A 17,528-nucleotide genomic window follows, 5' to 3' on the forward strand; every position below is an offset into this window, starting at 1 on the left:
ATCCTAAATGAATTAGTCCTGGTCTAAATTGTATCTGGATCGATATTTAACTCGCGCAGTTTTGCTGCCAAACGTTCTGCCTTTTGTTCTGCCTGTTTTGCCGTTTCTTCAGGTGTTGGTACTAGTTGACCATCTCGTGTAAAAAACCGCAATAATCCCTGATAAGCTCCCAAATATAACCCTAATTGTTGACTCCACAAATGTCCTTGTTCATTTGGTTGTAGAGGTTGATATTCTCCATCTACTAAATGAAATCCCGCAAATTCTTGTGTGTAAGGATCGAACCAAAAATAATCCAAGGTGCGGAAAGTATCTTGATAAATTTCTTTTTTTAAACCTTTATCAGTATTAGCTGTTGAGTCAGACAATATTTCTAGAATTACATTCGGATATTTGCCATCTTCTTGCCAAACTACCCAACTTTTGCGGGTTTTACGTTCAGTTCCTAACACTACAAAAAAGTCTGGCCCTCGGAAGTATTCTGATTTGCGCTGATGTGGACTGTAATAGATAGTCAGATTTCCCGCCGCATAGAAATCATTTCTATCTCGCCACAACCATTCCAAACAAGTTAAAAGTAGGATTATTTGCCGTAGATGTAGTTCGGTTTCCAAGGGAGGTTCATCACTATATAGATCACCAGGAGGAAATATAACATCTTGGCAGATGCCTTGTTGAGAATCTAATTCTTGAGCTATGGTCATACAATGGATACGGCATCAAGTAGTTATTAATTTATTTTAGCAGTCTTGTAGTTAGCGATCGCTTAGTTATACGTACGAGGCATCTTTATCAAAATTCCTCCTGAACCTCTGCGTTCTCTGCGTCTCTGGGGTGGAAAATTTTTATTAACCACAGAGACGCAGAGGGCACAGAGAATAAAAAAGCGATTACCTACGGTACGCTACGCGAACGCTAGCCTTCCGAAATACCTTCATGCTACACTGTAGTCAATATCAAACCTCATCACAACTCCAACGAGATAGCACAAATGAAGTAGTACCAAACACCTGTTGCGCCAAAGCAACAAATGTCAACAAAGAATAAACGCAACTAGTTTGACAGGGTTACTTCACATAGTCATGTACTAAAAATATTCTCATCACTCGTATCTAGATTAAACCGCTTGGCAAGTGTCTGCGGCTAAGTTTTTGTGTCTAATCTACCCGTAATTGTTATAAATACGCGGGTGGAACTTTGCGAATTGAGGTTTGAGAATAATGCCGAAAAAATCAATATTGTTAGCTGAGAATTTAGCCTACGAACTCAGCTTGGATAGAACTTTGTTTCAAAAAATTCAGGTGAGTATCGAAGCAGGCGATCGCATCGCTTTAGTAGGCCGTAACGGTGTAGGTAAATCAACCCTACTCAAGATACTTGCAGGTCAAATTAGCCCCAGTGATGGTTCAGTTTTAGGTAATGGTGTTGTCTACTATTTGCCACAAATCAGCACTATTAGGCAAGAAATTACAGTAGATACAGTACTGAATTTTTTGATTTCTACCTCTGATGAATGGTGGAAAATTGAGGATATTTTACAAACACAATTCCATACAACACTTGACTTATCTTTACCAATTACTAACCTGAGTGGAGGAGAACTCACAAAACTATTTTTAGCGATTGGTTTAGCTCAAGAACCAAATTTGCTGTTGCTGGATGAGCCAACCAACCACATGGATTTGCAAGCCTTAGAAAGTTTAAGGCAATTTCTTAAAAATTTCACTGGCGCGTTTGTGATTGTCTCGCACAAGCCTTTTTTCTTAGACCAAGTAACACAAGTTACCTGGGAACTTACACCTGTTGGAATAAAGGTATATGGAGGTAATTTTTCTCAGTATCGAGAACAGAAAGAAATCGAGTTAGAGGTAGCTATACGATCGCACGAAATCGCCAGAAAGGAACTCAAACATACCCAAGCCACAGCTATGCAAGAACAGCAACGCGCAGCCCAATCTAGCCGCAACGGTCGTGCCAAGTTTCTTAATGGCAGTATTGATAAAATGGCAGCAGGGCTGATGAAAACCAAAGCTGAGGTGTCTACCGGAACTGCGAAAAAGAAACATGAAGCAGCAGTAGCGAAGGCTAATCAAAAGGTTGCAGAGACGAAGGTCAAAACTACCAAAGTAACTAGTATTCAGCTAGAAGAAAAAAATCAAAAGCGCCGAAATTTAATTAATATCCAGGGTGCAAATCTTAGCGTATCAGAACGTCTATTGATTCAAAATATTCAATTGCATGTATCATCTGGCGATCGCATAGCCATTATCGGCGCAAACGGTTCTGGTAAATCTAGTCTGGTAAAGGCAATTTTAGGGATGGAAAACCAAACCGCAGTTTTGGACTCAGGTGAGGTTTTGCTTGCACCAGCCATGAAAGCTGTATATCTCGATCAAACCTACGAATTGGTAAATCGCCAATACACACTTTTGGAAAATATGCAAGCTGCCAATCCTCATCTCAGCTATCAGCTTTTGCGTCAACAACTAGGACACTTTCTGTTTAAATATGATGACGTTCACAAAAGCGCCTCTGTATTGAGTGGGGGTGAATTGGCAAGATTAGCGATCGCTATGATCAGTATCTCAGAAATCGATCTGCTGATTCTCGATGAGCCAACTAATAACCTGGATATTGAAACTGTTGAACAAATGGTAGTAAGTATAAATAACTATCAAGGGGCACTTTGGGTAATTTCCCACGATCTAGACTTCCTGTGCCGAACTAACATTACTCAAAGTTTTAAGTTGAGAGAGCAAGCCTTGCAAATGACAACCTATTTACCCAATACACCAGAGCAATATTATCGAGAATTACTCGAAATCTCTGACCCAAGATCGTTGTAGCTCTTGCTTGGGTATCCATAAACTTTGCAAATTCTATTCACTAAGGCTGAAAGTTGCCCATCCTGCCACGTAAATTTCTAACTCTACAACAGAAGCCGTAAAGCATACAGGCAAGTTATAATTCTCTTGCGGTGCAACGTAACAAAAATTTATGAGTAACCCCCTTGTGCAAGCCTTTTTCGTAGGCAGAGCAGTAGCTGAAGTAGTTAATGAGCGTTTAGAGGTGGCCTTGACCGATGCCTTAAGCGATCTAGGCAAATTTGATGCAGAAGCTAGAGAGCAGCTGCGCCAGTTTACAGACGAAGTTCTAGAGCGGGCAAATCGGGCAGCAGAAGCTGCTAATGGTGGCCAAAGTACCACAGGTACTAGACAAGGCAGTTCTGATTCCGGTGATTTACAAGCAGATATTGATGAATTACGAGCAGAAATTGCCCTGTTACGAACAGAATTGCAACATTATCGTAGAACTTCTGCATAAATTTTAGTCATTGCTCATTAGTCATTGGTCATTCGTCATTAGTTACTTGTACTGAGCTTTGCCGTAAAGCCTGCGGCATGGCCACGCTTAGGGCGTAGTCTCTCCAAGAGTTGTATTGGTCAAAAATTATTATGTACAAATGACAAATGACAAAGGACATTTAAAAAAAAAGTTTAGGAATCAGGTGTCTTTTCTTTCAAGGAATTCGGTTGCAAACCAACGGTAAACAAAGTATATGGAACAAGGTTATTCAGATAAAGCATACCGTTGGAATCGGGAACAATACTCTAGCAGACGGCGTTTTGTGGACATTTGGTCTTTTGTTTTGACCTTATTGTTCAAACTTTGGCTATACAACAAATCTTGGAGTTATCCGGGTGGTGTGACTGAGGCAAAGCAAGCCACAAAACGCAAAACCCAAGCGGTGTGGATTCGCAATACCCTGCTGGATTTAGGCCCAACCTTTATCAAAATAGGGCAATTGTTTTCTACCCGTGCTGATATATTTCCAGTTGAATATGTAGAAGAACTAGCCAAGTTACAAGACAAAGTACCGGCATTTAGCTATGAGCAAGTAGAAGCAACCATTGAGAGAGAACTAGGCAAGAAAATTCCTGAACTCTTCCATAATTTTGAACCGATTCCTTTGGCTGCTGCTAGCTTAGGGCAAGTACACAAAGCTGTGCTGCATAGTGGAGAATCGGTTGTTGTCAAGGTGCAACGTCCTGGACTAAAGAAGTTATTTGAAATAGATTTACAAATTCTTAAGGGAATTACCCGCTATTTTCAAAACCATCCCAAATGGGGACGGGGGCGAGATTGGTTAGGTATTTATGAAGAATGTTGTCGCATTCTTTGGGAAGAAATTGATTATCTCAACGAAGGTCGTAACGCTGATACTTTTCGCCGCAACTTTCGCGGCTACGATTGGGTGAACGTCCCAAAAGTATACTGGCGTTACGCCTCGTCCAGAGTGTTGACTTTAGAATATCTCCCTGGAATTAAAATTAGCCAATACGAAGCTTTAGAAGCAGCAGGTTTAGATCGAAAGTTGATCGCTCGTCAAGGTGCTCAAGCCTATTTACTACAATTACTCAACAGTGGCTTTTTCCACGCTGATCCTCATCCAGGCAATATTGCCATTAGTGCAACTGGTGCTTTGATATTCTACGATTTCGGCATGATGGGGCGGATTAAGTCAAATATCCGTGAAGGACTAATGCAAACACTGTTTGGCATTGCCCAAAAAGATGGCGATCGCGTTGTGCAGTCTCTGATCGAGTTAGGCGCGATCGCCCCAACGGATGATATGGGCCCAGTCCGGCGTTCCGTCCAGTACATGCTGGATCATTTCATGGATAAGCCATTTGAAAACCAATCGGTGGCAGCAATTAGTGACGACCTTTACGAAATAGCTTATAATCAGCCATTTAGATTTCCAGCAACCTTCACTTTTGTAATGCGAGCCTTTTCTACCTTAGAAGGGGTAGGCAAAGGTTTAGATCCAGATTTTAACTTTATGGAAGTTGCCAAACCGTATGCAATGCAGCTTATGACCGATATGAATGGTTCTGAGGGGAATAGCTTTATTAACGAATTAAGTCGTCAAGCAGCTCAGGTAAGTAGTACCGCCTTTGGTCTACCACGTAGATTAGAGGATACCCTAGAGAAGCTAGAACGGGGAGACATGCGCCTGCGCGTTCGGTCTATCGAAACTGAACGCCTATTGCGCCGACAGAGCAGTATTCAGCTCTCAATAAGCTATGCCCTGTTAATCAGTGCTTTCACCCTTTCAGCTACGATCTTAGTGGTTACCAATTATGTATGGTGGGCATTAGCGCCTGGTTTAATTGCAGCAGGGCTTGCAGTGATCATGATCAGACTACTTTTACGACTTGACCGTTACGATCGTATGTATTAATTAATTGTTAGTTGCAAAAATAATTTATGAAACTTAATTTCACGGGTTTTAGCGATCCGGGACTTATTCGTTCTAATAATCAGGATGCTTACTATATCGACCCAGAGGGGCGATTTTTCGTTGTCGCCGATGGAATGGGTGGTCATGCAGGAGGTGAGGAAGCAAGCCGCATTGCCACTGGAGAAATTCAGGCGTATTTGCTAGCAAATTGGGAATCTTCTAAATCTTCTCAAGAATTACTAGAGCAAGCTTTGTGGGGTGCCAATGAAGCGATTTTGCACGATCAGCAAAATCATCCCGAGCGCGGCGACATGGGTACAACGGTTGTAGCGGTAATTTTTCGCGCCCCAGAGACGCCCTGGTGCGCTCATGTTGGCGATTCGCGGCTGTATCGCTTCCGAGAATCGCACTTAGAACAAGTAACAGAAGACCACACTTGGGTAGCACGGGCAATCAAAATCGGTGATATCACCTTAGATGAAGCACGATCGCATCCTTTTCGTCATGTATTATCGCGCTGTTTAGGGCGTGAAGACTTGCATCAGATTGATGTACAACCACTAGATGTCAAAGTTGGCGATCGCTTACTGTTATGTAGTGATGGTCTAACAGAAGAACTTGTCGAGCAGAAGATTGCTAGCTGCCTCCAAGATACTCCGTGGCTTGATAAAGCCGCCATCTCTCTAGTTGAGGCTGCCAAAGACCACGGAGGGCACGATAACATCACAGTTGTCATCGTCTCACTCGACTAAATAGTTATTGGTCATTGGTCATTGGTCAAAAGTTATTAGCTATTGGACAAAGGACAAATGACAAATCTGGTAGATATACTCAGCAATTTGTTCAGCATGAGCATTTTTACTTTTTACAATTTGATACAAATATTTTTAGCCTCTAAAGTGACTTAAAAGAGGCTAAATTTGCATAAATTGGTAGATTTACATCTTGCACGTAATAACGTGAAGCAACTATAATTCACGCTTATTACGATCAATTCTCTAACCTCCTGAAAGTCCCAACCCTCCGAAGCTTCTTCCATATTGGGAGGAGACAGCATCTTAGTTTTTCTCAAACAGGGATAACTTATGTAGGATTTAGGACAAAATTTGCTCATCTCCTCAGAGGAGAGTTATGCAAAGCAAAAAGGAGTCAAGAGGTAGTTATATCTATCCAAGACCAAACAGAGAATATTTTCCGGAATATGACTTGGCTGACTTGGGTAGTATATCACTAGGATTAGGTGCAAGATATCAGAACCGAAAAATTCCCCACTTTGGATGTGGGCAATACGTCAAACACTTGTTATCTTTCGTAATACGGAGGAACAAATGTTGGACAGATATCAGTCCAATTATTATCCAATTTGGACTTCTGTAAGCGATATCACCTTTATTCTTTGTTTTTTTCGGAGTTAATTATGAACCAACCAATGAAACTATCCTTGGAACAGCAATTCAGCGTCTGCTCATTTGCTACTCAGGTGCAAAATATGAGCCACGATCAAGCTAAAGACTTTTTAGTAAAGCTCTATGAGCAAATGGTCGTGCGCGAGGCAACTTATCAAGAGCTTCTTAAGCACCAGTGGGGCTTAGATTCCGGTTCCACTATGGCATAGAGTCGTTCTACTGTCGCAGTGGGCGACCTCCTTCTCTTGCTTGGTTCCAAGGAGGAAAAGAGCTGGGGATGTCGGGGCGTCAACTTCGATAAACAATTCTCTAAACGTTGGACAAAAATTAAATTCCAAAAACTAACAATGAGTAAACTTTTCGACGATACATCTGCTAGAGTCTAAACTTACTTTAATTTTGTGGTACAAATTTACTTTTGGCTTTAGACAGACTTCTTTTTGGTTCGTCTAGCGTGAGAATTAACCTGCGTAAATTTACAATCTCCCGGAATATATATACAGAAAGATTGAGAGACAATTTAAATAGCCGTGATTTGGCAGTTAGTTTTTTCACTCTTTATACATATAACTAGAACTTACATCTTTATACATATTTTGTTTATAAAAGTTTACATTCTTCAAGAACCACCCTTTAGTTACATATAAGACATGTAACATAAAAGAATTATTCCTAGTTGGAAAGATCGTATGGAGAATCTGTATCAATACTTTCCAGTTTTGCGAGAATTTGAGGCTTAATCTTTTCATACTCACTTTTTAGTAAGCTTTTACTAATTTGCGAGTCGGCAGAGGAGTTCAATGTGTTGCTCATTGCGAGCCACTCTTGCAATCTTTGGCGCTGGGCAGAAGCGATGCTGGAATGTAAGATATGGGTACAGCGATTTGGTGTTTCTCGTGCAAAGAACAACAGACGATAGTAACCTGTATGCTGTAGTAACCGGGCAATTTCTTGACCAAGACTGGTTTTGAAATCAAGGTAGTAAGGTAACCATTTAGCACCATGTTTGCGGTTGTAGATGACAGTAATCCATAGCAGCATGGGATGGGGAATAGAGATAAAAAGAAATTGGTTATAGCGGGTACAGAGTAAGCGCTTTTGAATTTCCTCTTGCGGTAGCATCACCCATAGAGCGGGTAAAAGCTCCCCATTGTTATTAATGGGCTGGGGAAACACAATATCGGCAACTGGTTTATTGTGGGGCCAGGAAATGGCACGAGCGATTTCATCGTTTGCCGAGGATACCCGCGAATCGCCTTTTGTCTTTTGTTCAAGCTCATTGCTTACTTTAGTAGCAGGAACTAGCGCCTGGATGTCTTGCTTAATTTTGCGTGTATGCTCAGGCTTTTCTAGAGATGCTAAAACCTTAAGGATTTCAGTGATATTTTGGGGGCGATCGCGTGGTACTTTAGCTAGACAACTCATCACCAAATTTTCGATTTCTTTTGGTAATTCTAATCCGGGCGCAACCTCAGCAAAAGAACGTGGTTTTTGATAGTGATGTATTTTATACCACGCTCCAAAAGAGTGAGTTGGTGGCGCCAGTGGCATTTTGCCTGTGAGCATCTCAAACATCATGACGCCCAAACTATAAATATCAGAACGATTGTCTAATTCCTTACCCTCCATCTGTTCGGGAGAAGAATAAGCCAATGTCCCCAAATAGAATTTTGTATGGTCGCCATCTGACTGTAATAATTTAGCAATACCAAAATCTAAAACCTTGACTAATTCTCCAAAACTGGGATCTTGAATCACCAGCATATTGCTTGGCTTGATATCGCGGTGGATAATTGGGCAAATATGCCCCTCAACTGGGATGCCATCATGAGCGCACTGTAACCCCAGGCTGAGTTGACGCGCCATACTCAAAAATCTTGGTAAAGGCAATCGTTGCTTGCGAATAATATTGTTCAGGCTTTGTCCTTGTAGGTATTCCATGACATAGAACGGGGTGTTATTGTCATCTACGCCATAGTCCATGACTCGGACAATGTGAATGCTTTTTTGCCCTAGTAAAGCACAGGTTTTTGCTTCTCGCTCAAAGCGGTCTTGCAATCGCATTTTTTCATTTTGGATTGATAGCGCCAGAAACTTAACCGCAACAGGTACACCTCCCAACAAAGTATCTTTAGCACGATAAACCTGACCCATTGCTCCAGTACCGATTAACTCCTGGAGTTGGTAGCGTTTGCTGAGTAAGCGACCAATGTTGGGGTCTGACATAGAGAATTTGAATCCAAAAGCAGGTTGTAAGTGTTTAGAAGGAAAAGTGCATTCAAACTGATATTTGATTATTACGCCTATAAATCACTTTCTAGGCTCATACCGCAAGGCGGAAGTCAAAAGTCAAAGAAATTGTATTCCGAGCTTCTTGCGCTATTTGAAATGGTGAACCAGCGCTGCGGGAGGGTTTCCCTCCGCAGGCGACTGGTGAACCCGTTCGCGTAGCGTCTCCGATAGGAGAAGGGTATATTTATTTCCGCGCTTGCTGTACTAGCTTTTTTCAGTCCTCTTTTAGAAGATTGAAAGCATAATCTAGCCGTTTGCAAGCGAGGCGGTTATTACACTGGTGCAACATTTCAGATCAAACAAGCAGAAAGGGTAGATTTATAATGACGCTTTGTACCATTTTGCACTTTCATTGTGGTGTAATTTTAGTTTGCCCAATTTTAACTAAATAGATAACTCTAAAATCTGCTAAAAAATTTAATTAGGTAGCACCACACTCACCACAGAGTTCTAGGAACTGAGTAATGAGTGTGGAGTTTTGAATATCAATAAAGTCTTTAGGGACGGCATGAAGCCGTGCTGGGCATATTTTATAAGCTCCAAGCCCTTATGCTTCGTAAATAATGCTTTAGCTGATTAGGATTTATGACTGTTGTTTTTACCTGAATTCGACGGCTCATATAGTGTCCGCCTAATTTGCCTTGCTTAAAAGACCTCTAAGAAGTTTTACTACCTAAAACCGTCCCTATTCCAGTGAGAGAAGAACGACTTCAACTAAAATTCAAGGCAGGGAGAGGTTCGTCAGACTCAGGTTATTTTAGTGAGCAGTGGTCTACAACTAAAGTTTTGCTTAATTTAGTACTTTCCTCCTACCTCCAGCAAGGCTGTACTCTGCGTTTATTTTGTAAGTAAAGATAATTAAAGATACTTATTACCTTACCAAGTTTTTACCTTCAGGCTGATTCTGACGAGGTAAGGATGGATTATTTATTGAGAAAAATATGATAGTACTAATTGCTAGTTTTTCGTTCTCTGTGTATGTTATAAGAAATGTCAAAAACTGATTTATTACCCATTATATAGTATTGAATTCGACGTTCTATAATATTGTTCAATCGGGAAATAAAATCATAAAAGAAGTACGGATTTTTACCCATTTCTGTCAATGCTTTTAACCATTTCCCTTCTTTGAGAGGCTCTACAACTTGAAGATAAGCTATATGTTTTTTATAAACTGAATTATTATAAGACAAAGCACGCATTAAAGCTGGATTTTTTTTCACAACTTCTTGTTGCATGAAAGAATTACTAGCATTCAAATATTGATTTAGACGTGATAATTGGCTTTTATGTACAAGAGATCCGGGGCGTGAGCGGTAGAAATAATAGGGTTTTGGCTCAAGGAAAAAGCGTGCTCCTTTGATTAAGCATTTCATATCAATCCAAAAATCTTGACCCATCCTGATGGCATCATCGTACTCGATGCCGTGTTTAACTAAAAATTCTCGTTTGAAGAGAGGCTTGCTTATACCAAGATGCAATCCTGGTTGTCCATAGACATCAGTTTCTACAAAATAAACGATATCAATTTGGAAAATTTTATCTATACTTTCTTCACTTTCTTGAATCAATGTACTCCAAGGAGATGTTTCACCATCGTTGATTAAATAAAGATCGTCAGCAATCATGTCTGCATTTTTTTCATTTGCCAGCGACACAAGCTTGGACAATCTTTCAGGAGCATACCAATCATCTGAATCAAGCACAGCAATCCATTCTCCTTGGGCTGCTCTAAGGGCGCGATTACGCGCAGCAGCAGCCCCAAGGTTTTGTTGATTAACTATTACTTTGAGACGTGGGTCAGTAAAACTTTTAGCGACTTCTACAGTTTTATCACTTGAAGCATCATCGACTATGATAACTTCAATATCTGTGAGCGTTTGCTCTAAGACTGACTCTATTGCCTTCGCAAGATAAGCTTCAGTATTGTAAGCAGGGATAATTACAGAGACTTTAGGATTCATGAAACTGGACTCCAGACTACACGGTTCGGTAAAAATACTAAAAGCTAAAGATAATTTGATAATCTGATAATTTATTATTTAGTATACAACTCAGTAGGTCAGTGAGAATAAATGATAACTCCTTGAGATCAGGCATGAGATATTGGACTTTGAACAACCAGAGGCAGCAGTGGATTGGGATTGTTTGAGGGGCAGGCTTCCAGCCTAGACGGGCAGCAAGCAGCGCTACCTTTAGGTTGACTGACGCTCTAGGCTAGCTTCCATTGTGTTAGTTAAAAAATGACCAGCCAAGATGCCACTACTGAGGTAATATCTATCTTCCGAAATTCGGTGCAGGGTTTCAAAGCCACTACGACGCTGACGATCGCCTATTACCCAGTAACGCTGCACAATTGTATCTAAACCAATCCAGCCTTCACCTTCAATCTGCCCCAAAGTATTATGCTGGAGTAAAAAAGTATACTGACGCTCTCCCTCATGAAGCCGCCCCTTATATTGCAGAGAGATTTCTGAGCGATCGCTACCAGGAAATATCAGTTTTGTAGCCATAGTAAACCAGTTATCTCGATTCCAAGCTACCAAGGTCATACCCTTGACACTGATTGGCATACCATTACGTTCCAACCAATTTCCTTGCATTGTCCAGCGTCCTGGTTCCAATAAAAAAGTATGAGCCACCTTCTATATTCCCTATTCCCTGTCTTGATCGAGTGCCGCCAAGACTATAGTTATAGCAGTGCTAAGTTGCGTTAGCGAGAGCGGGGCGTTGAGCCAGTGCTGAATGAAGAAATTTTTGATCTTGTTTATTGTTCCTGTCTGAGCACTGAGTACTGACTTTGGTGAATTTCTCCCAAAAGCACTTCTTGAGGTGCCCCAGTCGCAGTAGGTAGGTTGCCAGGAATACCCAAATGTCGCCAGTAGGCTAAAACTGCAAAGGCGATCGCTTCTTTAAAATCTGCACTTAAACCAACTTCATCTGTAGTCAAGACTGGTATTGATGGCAACAAGAACTCTAATCGACGTTTCAAATAGAGATTGCGACTACCACCGCCACATAATAGTACCCTTTGTGGCATTTCCGGCAAAAAAGTGCGGTAACTATGAACAATTGAAGTAGCTGTAAGTTCGGTGAGAGTTGCTAGTAAATCGGCGGCGTTGAGTTGGTATGTTTGGGCATCTTCTAAACACTGATGCAGGTAAGCTACACCAAATAACTCTCGCCCAGTGGATTTAGGCGGCGGCAGATGAAAATAGTCTTGGTTGAGCCATTGTTCTACCAATGGATCGCAAGGAGTACCACTCGCTGCCCAATTGCCATCTTCATCGTAAGTTTTAGCGCCAGCGCTTAAATGCTCTACCGCTAGATCCAACAGACTATTTCCTGGGCCAGTATCCCAAGCGCGAATTTTTGAGAGCCAGTCGCCATGCCGAGGCGGAATATAAGCAACATTACCAATACCACCAATATTTTGAATACAACGCCCTTCTTCAGGATGACTGAGTAAATAGGCATCTACTCTGGGCACGAGAGGCGCACCATGACCACCAATAGCGATATCAGCAACGCGAAAGTTGCTCACAGTTGTAATGCCCGTAATATGGGTAATTAATGCACCGCGCCCTAGTTGGAGACTGTAACCTAGTGGGGAGTGGGGAGTGGTTTTTTTTCCGATTTCCCTATCCGCAGGTGGTCGGTGATAAACTGTTTGACCGTGGGAGCCAATGAGAGTGGCTGGCTGATGACCAATTTGAATATTTTGGGCGGCTTGGGCAAAGACTTGGGCGATCGCATCATCTATTTCTGCCAATTCTGCCATTGAGATGGCAACGCCTGCGCCAACTGCCAAGATTCTTTCTCTGAGTTCGGCTGGATAAGGATATGTTGCCCCGGCTAGCAACTCAATTTTGAGATCCAATTCTGTACCGGAAATCTCTACCAACGCAGCGTCTATGCCATCTACAGATGTGCCACTAATTAAACCGATAATGCGAGTAGGAACAGCAGCTTCTTCAGTCGAATGCATTGATAAAGATTCTTTTAGTGATTGCAAGAGGTAGTCTAATTCATGTTACTACCCATGTCAAAAAAAACTCAGGTGGTATAGGTGACTGGAGAAAGACGAGTAGACAGAGCAAAAGAAGAATGGCAAAACCAATAGCAATGGCGACTAATCTATCTCTATAAGCCCACTTCTTAAGAATCGATATGATAGAAAAGTAGATAAAACTTAAAAAATATTTATCGAATGGTGCTTCAATCATCTGGCTTGTCCAAGGTCAAAGACTCATTAACACAAAAAATCTTCTTGGGTAATGAACCTAATGCAGAGTTAATTGCAATTCTCACCGTTTATTTTGTCCAAGGAATTTTAGGATTATCGCGTCTAGCCGTTAGCTTTTTCCTCAAAGATGAACTGCTGCTGAGTCCCGTTCAGGTGTCGGCGCTGTTGGGAATCGTCTTCCTACCTTGGATGATCAAGCCGGTGTTTGGTTTCATTTCTGATGGCTTGCCTATATTTGGCTATCGTCGGCGTCCTTACTTAATATTATCCGGGATACTGGGAACTGCTTCTTGGGCGAGTCTGGCGACAATAGTTCATACTAGCTGGGCAGCTACATTAGCGATCGCTCTTAGTTCTCTTAGTGTCGCCATGAGTGATGTCATAGTTGACTCGCTAGTTGTGGAACGAGCTAGAGGCGAATCCCAAGCAAAAGCCGGTTCGTTACAATCTCTATGTTGGGGTGCTTCTGCGATCGGAGGTTTGATAACAGCATACTTTAGTGGTCTGCTGCTTCAATACTTTACTAGCCGCACTGTCTTTGGAATTACCGCCTTATTCCCTCTCATCGTCTCAGGGGTAGCTTGGTTAATTGCTGAGTCCCCCGTTACAAAAGATGCTGAAGATAGTAATCACACCAACCCTTTACCAATCAAGCATCAACTGGGGCAGCTACGCCAAGCCATTAGCCAAAAAAGTATTTGGCTACCAACGGCGTTTATCTTCATCTGGCAAGCTACCCCAAATGCTGACTCAGCTTTTTTCTACTTCTCTACCAACGAACTCCACTTTGAACCAGAATTTCTGGGGCGGGTGCATTTGGTGACAAGTTTCGCTTCTTTAGCAGGCGTTTGGATTTTTCAACGTTTCCTCAAAGGCATCCCTTTTCGCGTGATTTTTGCTTGGAGTACTGTCCTTTCCTCAATTTTGGGAATGACGATGCTGTTGTTAGTGACTCACACAAACAGGCTATTGGGTATAGATGACCACTGGTTTAGTTTGGGTGATAGTCTGATTCTCTCTGTAATGGGGAAAATTGCCTTTATGCAAGTCATGGTTCTAGCAGCAAGGCTTTGTCCCTCTGGTGTGGAAGCGACACTATTTGCCTTGTTAATGTCGGTATTTAATTCAGCAGGAACGGTTTCCCAGGCATTCGGGGCACTAATCACCTATTGGCTGGGCATCACCGCAACGAACTTTGAATCACTTTGGCTATTGGTGTTAATTACTAACCTCAGCACGCTGTTACCCCTACCATTTATCAACTGGCTACCTGCTGCTGAAGAACAAGCTGAGACATTCAAAGATGAGGAACAAGCGTTTTTGCCAGATTTGATGTCTGAGTTGGTACTAAGAGAACCAGAATCAAAAATAGTCGAATAGGGTAATAAATTTCACACCAATTCTAGCCAGTGTGCTGCCTTTCCGTGGTAGTAACTAACGTAGTAAAGCTGCAAATAAATTATTTTGAGCAGCTACAAATTTTTGTACAAAATAACAAGAAAAAACAAAGTATATGCATTTGAAAAGTCAAGAAAGCCTAGCTACAGAAAAATCCTATACCCGTGCAGACTGGCAAGGAGGATATCAATCTCTAACCCAAGAGTTTGATTATTGGATTGATGATATAGAAGGGCAAATCCCCAAAGAATTACAAGGTACGCTGTTTAGAAATGGCCCCGGTTTGCTCGATGTAAATGGACAACTTCTTCATCACCCGTTTGATGGGGATGGGATGATTAGTAAAATTACCTTTACCAATGGGCGTGCCCATTTTCGCAACCGCTTTGTCCGCACAACTGGCTATTTGGCAGAACAAAAGGCGAAAAAAATTCTCTATCGCGGTGTTTTTGGTACTCAAAAACCCGGCAGTTGGCTAGCTAATATTTTTGACTTCAACCTCAAAAATATCGCCAATACAAATGTTATTTATTGGGGTGGAAAACTACTAGCCCTCTGGGAAGCGGCTGAAGCATATCGCCTCGATCCTTATACTCTTGAAACCTTGGGTAATGAATATTTTAATGGTGCTTTGTCAGCAGGTGAAGCTTTCGCTGCACATCCCCGCGTGGAAAACAATTGTTACCAAGATGGGGGCGCACCTTGCTTGGTAAACTTCTCGATTAAGCCAGGATTATCTACCACAATTACTATTTTCGAGCTAAACCCAACAGGTGAAATTATCAGACAGCACGCTCATAGTGTTCCTGGTTTCTGTTTCATTCACGATTTTCTTATTACTCCTAATTACTGCATCTTCTTTCAAAATCCTGTTACCTTCAATCCCATACCTTTTGTCTTGGGAATACGTGGGCCAGGAGAATGTATCAAATTTCAGCCAAATCAGCCAACTCAAATTATAATTATTCCCCGCTTCCCCAAAAAAGGGCAAGAAGATATCAAAATTCTGGAAACTCACTCTGGTTTTGTCTTCCACCACATTAATGCTTTTGAGGTAGGAGATGAAGTTTTGATTGACTCCATTTGTTACCAAAATTTCCCCGAAGTGGAACCCGAAAGCGATTTTCGACAAGTTGATTTTGAGGCAATTTCACCTGGGCAACTTTGGCGATTTTGTCTGAATCTAAAGGATGGGACAGTCGGGCAAGAATTGATTGAGAGCCGATGTTGTGAATTTCCCAGTATACATCCGGTGAATGTGGGACGCCCTTATCGATATCTATATATAGGTGCGGCTCATGCAGAAACTGGTAATGCTCCCTTACAAGCATTGTTGAAAATTGATTTAGAGTCTGGAGAAAGACAAATTTGGAGTGCTGCACCCCGTGGTTTTGTTGGCGAACCGATTTTTGTCCCGCGCCCAGGTTCTGAAAAGGAAGATGATGGTTGGGTATTAGCTTTGGTTTATGATGCTGCCCATCACCGCTCAGATTTGATAATTTTGGATGCTAGTGATTTCTCTAAAGGCGTAATTGCTCGCCTACATCTCAAGCATCATATCCCCTATGGTTTGCATGGAAGCTTTACTTCTGAGGTTTTTGGGGAAATTTAATTTCCTATTTGGGTGAAACCATTTTATCGCTGGCAATGATATGCAAATCGATGTTTTTTAGCAAGCGGACTAATTTTTGCGTCAAAGATCCTTTGAGGAGCATTTGCCAGCGCGATCGCTGACTCTCTCCAATTACAATTTGGGTAATCCGATATTTCTCGGCGACTTCAGCGATCGCATTAGCTACGTTACTGTTGCTAACACGAATAAAACTACCTTCAAATTCATTACAGAGTTTCTCACAAGTGTGGATGTGTAAGCTTTCTTCTTTGGTGAGGAAGCGTTCTGGATCGGCGACAAATAAGCTATAAAGCGGCGCGTTCATGTAGCTAGCCAGCCTCGCACCCCGGCGTAACAACTGTACTGAGTTGGGATAGGTAGATATGCACACCAAAACCCGCTCGTGAATATTACAAAATTGCCCATTGGGGGAAGTAGCGATCGCATTTCCTTCCACGTTGTCTGCTACTTCGCGCAAAGCCAATTCCCGCAAAGCAATCAGGTTACGGCGTTGGAAAAAATTATCGAGGGATTGTTGGATTTTTTCCGGTGCGTAAATCTTGCCTTCTAATAACCTTTCTTGCAATGTTTCCGGCGTAACATCTATTACCACTATTTCATCTGCTTCATCCAGAATCCTGTCAGGAACACGCTCACGGACTACCACCCCTGTAATTCTGGCTACTAAGTCATTGAGACTTTCCAAATGTTGGACATTCATTGTGGAGTAGACATCAATGCCTGCTGCCAAAACTACTTCTATATCTTCGTAGCGTTTTTCGCGTGGGGAACCAGGAACATTGGTATGGGCAAGTTCATCGATTAGGACTAATTGGGGCGATCGCTTTAAAATAGCATCTGTATCCATATCCGTTAGCGTTAACTCACCGCGAGGATATTGCTTACGGGGTACAATTTCTAGCCCTTCTCCCTTCTCAGATGTATCCTTGCGTCCGTGGGTTTCCAAAAGCCCAACAACGACATCAAGCCCTTCGTGTTTAAGTGCGTGTCCTTCTTCCAGCATCCTGTAGGTTTTGCCTACTCCTGGAGCCATGCCAATAAATATTTTATGCTTACCCCGCCGTCGTGGCGGATAAAGCGAGTAACTTCCAGAATTTAAAGGTGCAGTGCTAGTTGAACCAGTATTACTTTTATCTGACATTTGAAAATAAGGAGTAGGGAGTGGGGAGTAGGGAGTGGGGAGTAGATATTTTCATGCTTTGTTGTGCTTGCGTAGCGTGCGCTTTGTACTCACTTTGTTTATGGTGTGTCTTGCACGAATATTTTAAACATCCTTTTATGGTTCGCGCACAGCCGCAGAGAGTAACA

At 42.0% G+C, this 17,528-nt stretch carries 13 protein-coding genes; 7 read left to right on the plus strand and 6 right to left on the minus strand.

Annotation, left to right across the window (positions count from 1 at the left end; genetic code table 11):
* Window positions 1–23: 23 nt before the first annotated feature.
* The gene (locus tag VE944_RS18740; protein WP_324980094.1) at window positions 24–704 is read right to left on the minus strand and encodes a Uma2 family endonuclease; all 681 of its coding nucleotides are present in this window, start codon (window positions 702–704) and stop codon (window positions 24–26) included.
* A 516-nt stretch (window positions 705–1,220) separates the two neighbouring features.
* Between VE944_RS18740 and abc-f the strand changes: the two genes are divergently transcribed.
* From abc-f to VE944_RS18765, 5 genes are all read left to right on the plus strand, one after another.
* Window positions 1,221–2,846, plus strand: coding sequence for a ribosomal protection-like ABC-F family protein (gene abc-f, locus VE944_RS18745; protein WP_324980097.1), 1,626 nt, complete (start codon window positions 1,221–1,223; stop codon window positions 2,844–2,846).
* A gap of 151 nt (window positions 2,847–2,997) precedes the next feature.
* Window positions 2,998–3,324 carry a DUF6825 family protein gene (locus VE944_RS18750; RefSeq protein WP_324980100.1) on the plus strand — a complete coding sequence of 109 codons (327 nt, stop codon included), beginning with the start codon at window positions 2,998–3,000 and terminating at the stop codon, window positions 3,322–3,324.
* A 235-nt stretch (window positions 3,325–3,559) separates the two neighbouring features.
* Window positions 3,560–5,245 carry an ABC1 kinase family protein gene (locus tag VE944_RS18755; RefSeq protein WP_324980103.1) on the plus strand — a complete coding sequence of 562 codons (1,686 nt, stop codon included), beginning with the start codon at window positions 3,560–3,562 and terminating at the stop codon, window positions 5,243–5,245.
* Window positions 5,246–5,271: 26 nt separating this feature from the next.
* Window positions 5,272–5,997, plus strand: coding sequence for a PP2C family protein-serine/threonine phosphatase (locus VE944_RS18760; RefSeq protein WP_324980106.1), 726 nt, complete (start codon window positions 5,272–5,274; stop codon window positions 5,995–5,997).
* A 665-nt stretch (window positions 5,998–6,662) separates the two neighbouring features.
* Window positions 6,663–6,860, plus strand: a complete 198-nt coding sequence (locus VE944_RS18765; RefSeq protein ID WP_324980109.1) for an NblA/ycf18 family protein — start codon at window positions 6,663–6,665, stop codon at window positions 6,858–6,860.
* Window positions 6,861–7,323: 463 nt separating this feature from the next.
* On the opposite strand, the gene VE944_RS18770 is transcribed toward VE944_RS18765, so the two are convergent.
* From VE944_RS18770 to VE944_RS18785, 4 genes are all read right to left on the minus strand, one after another.
* Entirely contained in the window at window positions 7,324–8,877 is a 1,554-nt protein-coding gene (locus VE944_RS18770) for a serine/threonine-protein kinase (RefSeq protein WP_324980112.1), read from the minus strand.
* Window positions 8,878–9,893: 1,016 nt separating this feature from the next.
* Window positions 9,894–10,907 carry a glycosyltransferase family 2 protein gene (locus VE944_RS18775; RefSeq protein WP_324980115.1) on the minus strand — a complete coding sequence of 338 codons (1,014 nt, stop codon included), beginning with the start codon at window positions 10,905–10,907 and terminating at the stop codon, window positions 9,894–9,896.
* A 231-nt stretch (window positions 10,908–11,138) separates the two neighbouring features.
* Window positions 11,139–11,585: a hypothetical protein gene (locus tag VE944_RS18780; protein WP_229553089.1), complete on the minus strand. Its 447-nt coding sequence runs from the start codon at window positions 11,583–11,585 to the stop codon at window positions 11,139–11,141.
* 125 nt (window positions 11,586–11,710) lie between these two features.
* Window positions 11,711–12,931, minus strand: coding sequence for an anhydro-N-acetylmuramic acid kinase (locus tag VE944_RS18785; protein WP_324980117.1), 1,221 nt, complete (start codon window positions 12,929–12,931; stop codon window positions 11,711–11,713).
* Window positions 12,932–13,153: 222 nt separating this feature from the next.
* Here VE944_RS18785 and VE944_RS18790 point away from each other — a divergent pair, with 222 nt between their 5' ends.
* Both VE944_RS18790 and VE944_RS18795 read left to right on the plus strand, forming a co-directional pair.
* Window positions 13,154–14,569 (plus strand): folate/biopterin family MFS transporter, encoded by a 1,416-nt coding sequence (locus tag VE944_RS18790; protein WP_324980120.1) that lies wholly within the window; start codon window positions 13,154–13,156, stop codon window positions 14,567–14,569.
* A gap of 133 nt (window positions 14,570–14,702) precedes the next feature.
* Window positions 14,703–16,199, plus strand: a complete 1,497-nt coding sequence (locus VE944_RS18795; protein ID WP_324980123.1) for a carotenoid oxygenase family protein — start codon at window positions 14,703–14,705, stop codon at window positions 16,197–16,199.
* A 4-nt stretch (window positions 16,200–16,203) separates the two neighbouring features.
* On the opposite strand, the gene VE944_RS18800 is transcribed toward VE944_RS18795, so the two are convergent.
* Entirely contained in the window at window positions 16,204–17,361 is a 1,158-nt protein-coding gene (locus VE944_RS18800; protein ID WP_324980125.1) for a universal stress protein, read from the minus strand.
* Window positions 17,362–17,528: the final 167 nt, after the last annotated feature.

Source organism: Nostoc sp. (assembly GCF_035638895.1).
Lineage (GTDB): Bacteria > Cyanobacteriota > Cyanobacteriia > Cyanobacteriales > Nostocaceae > Nostoc.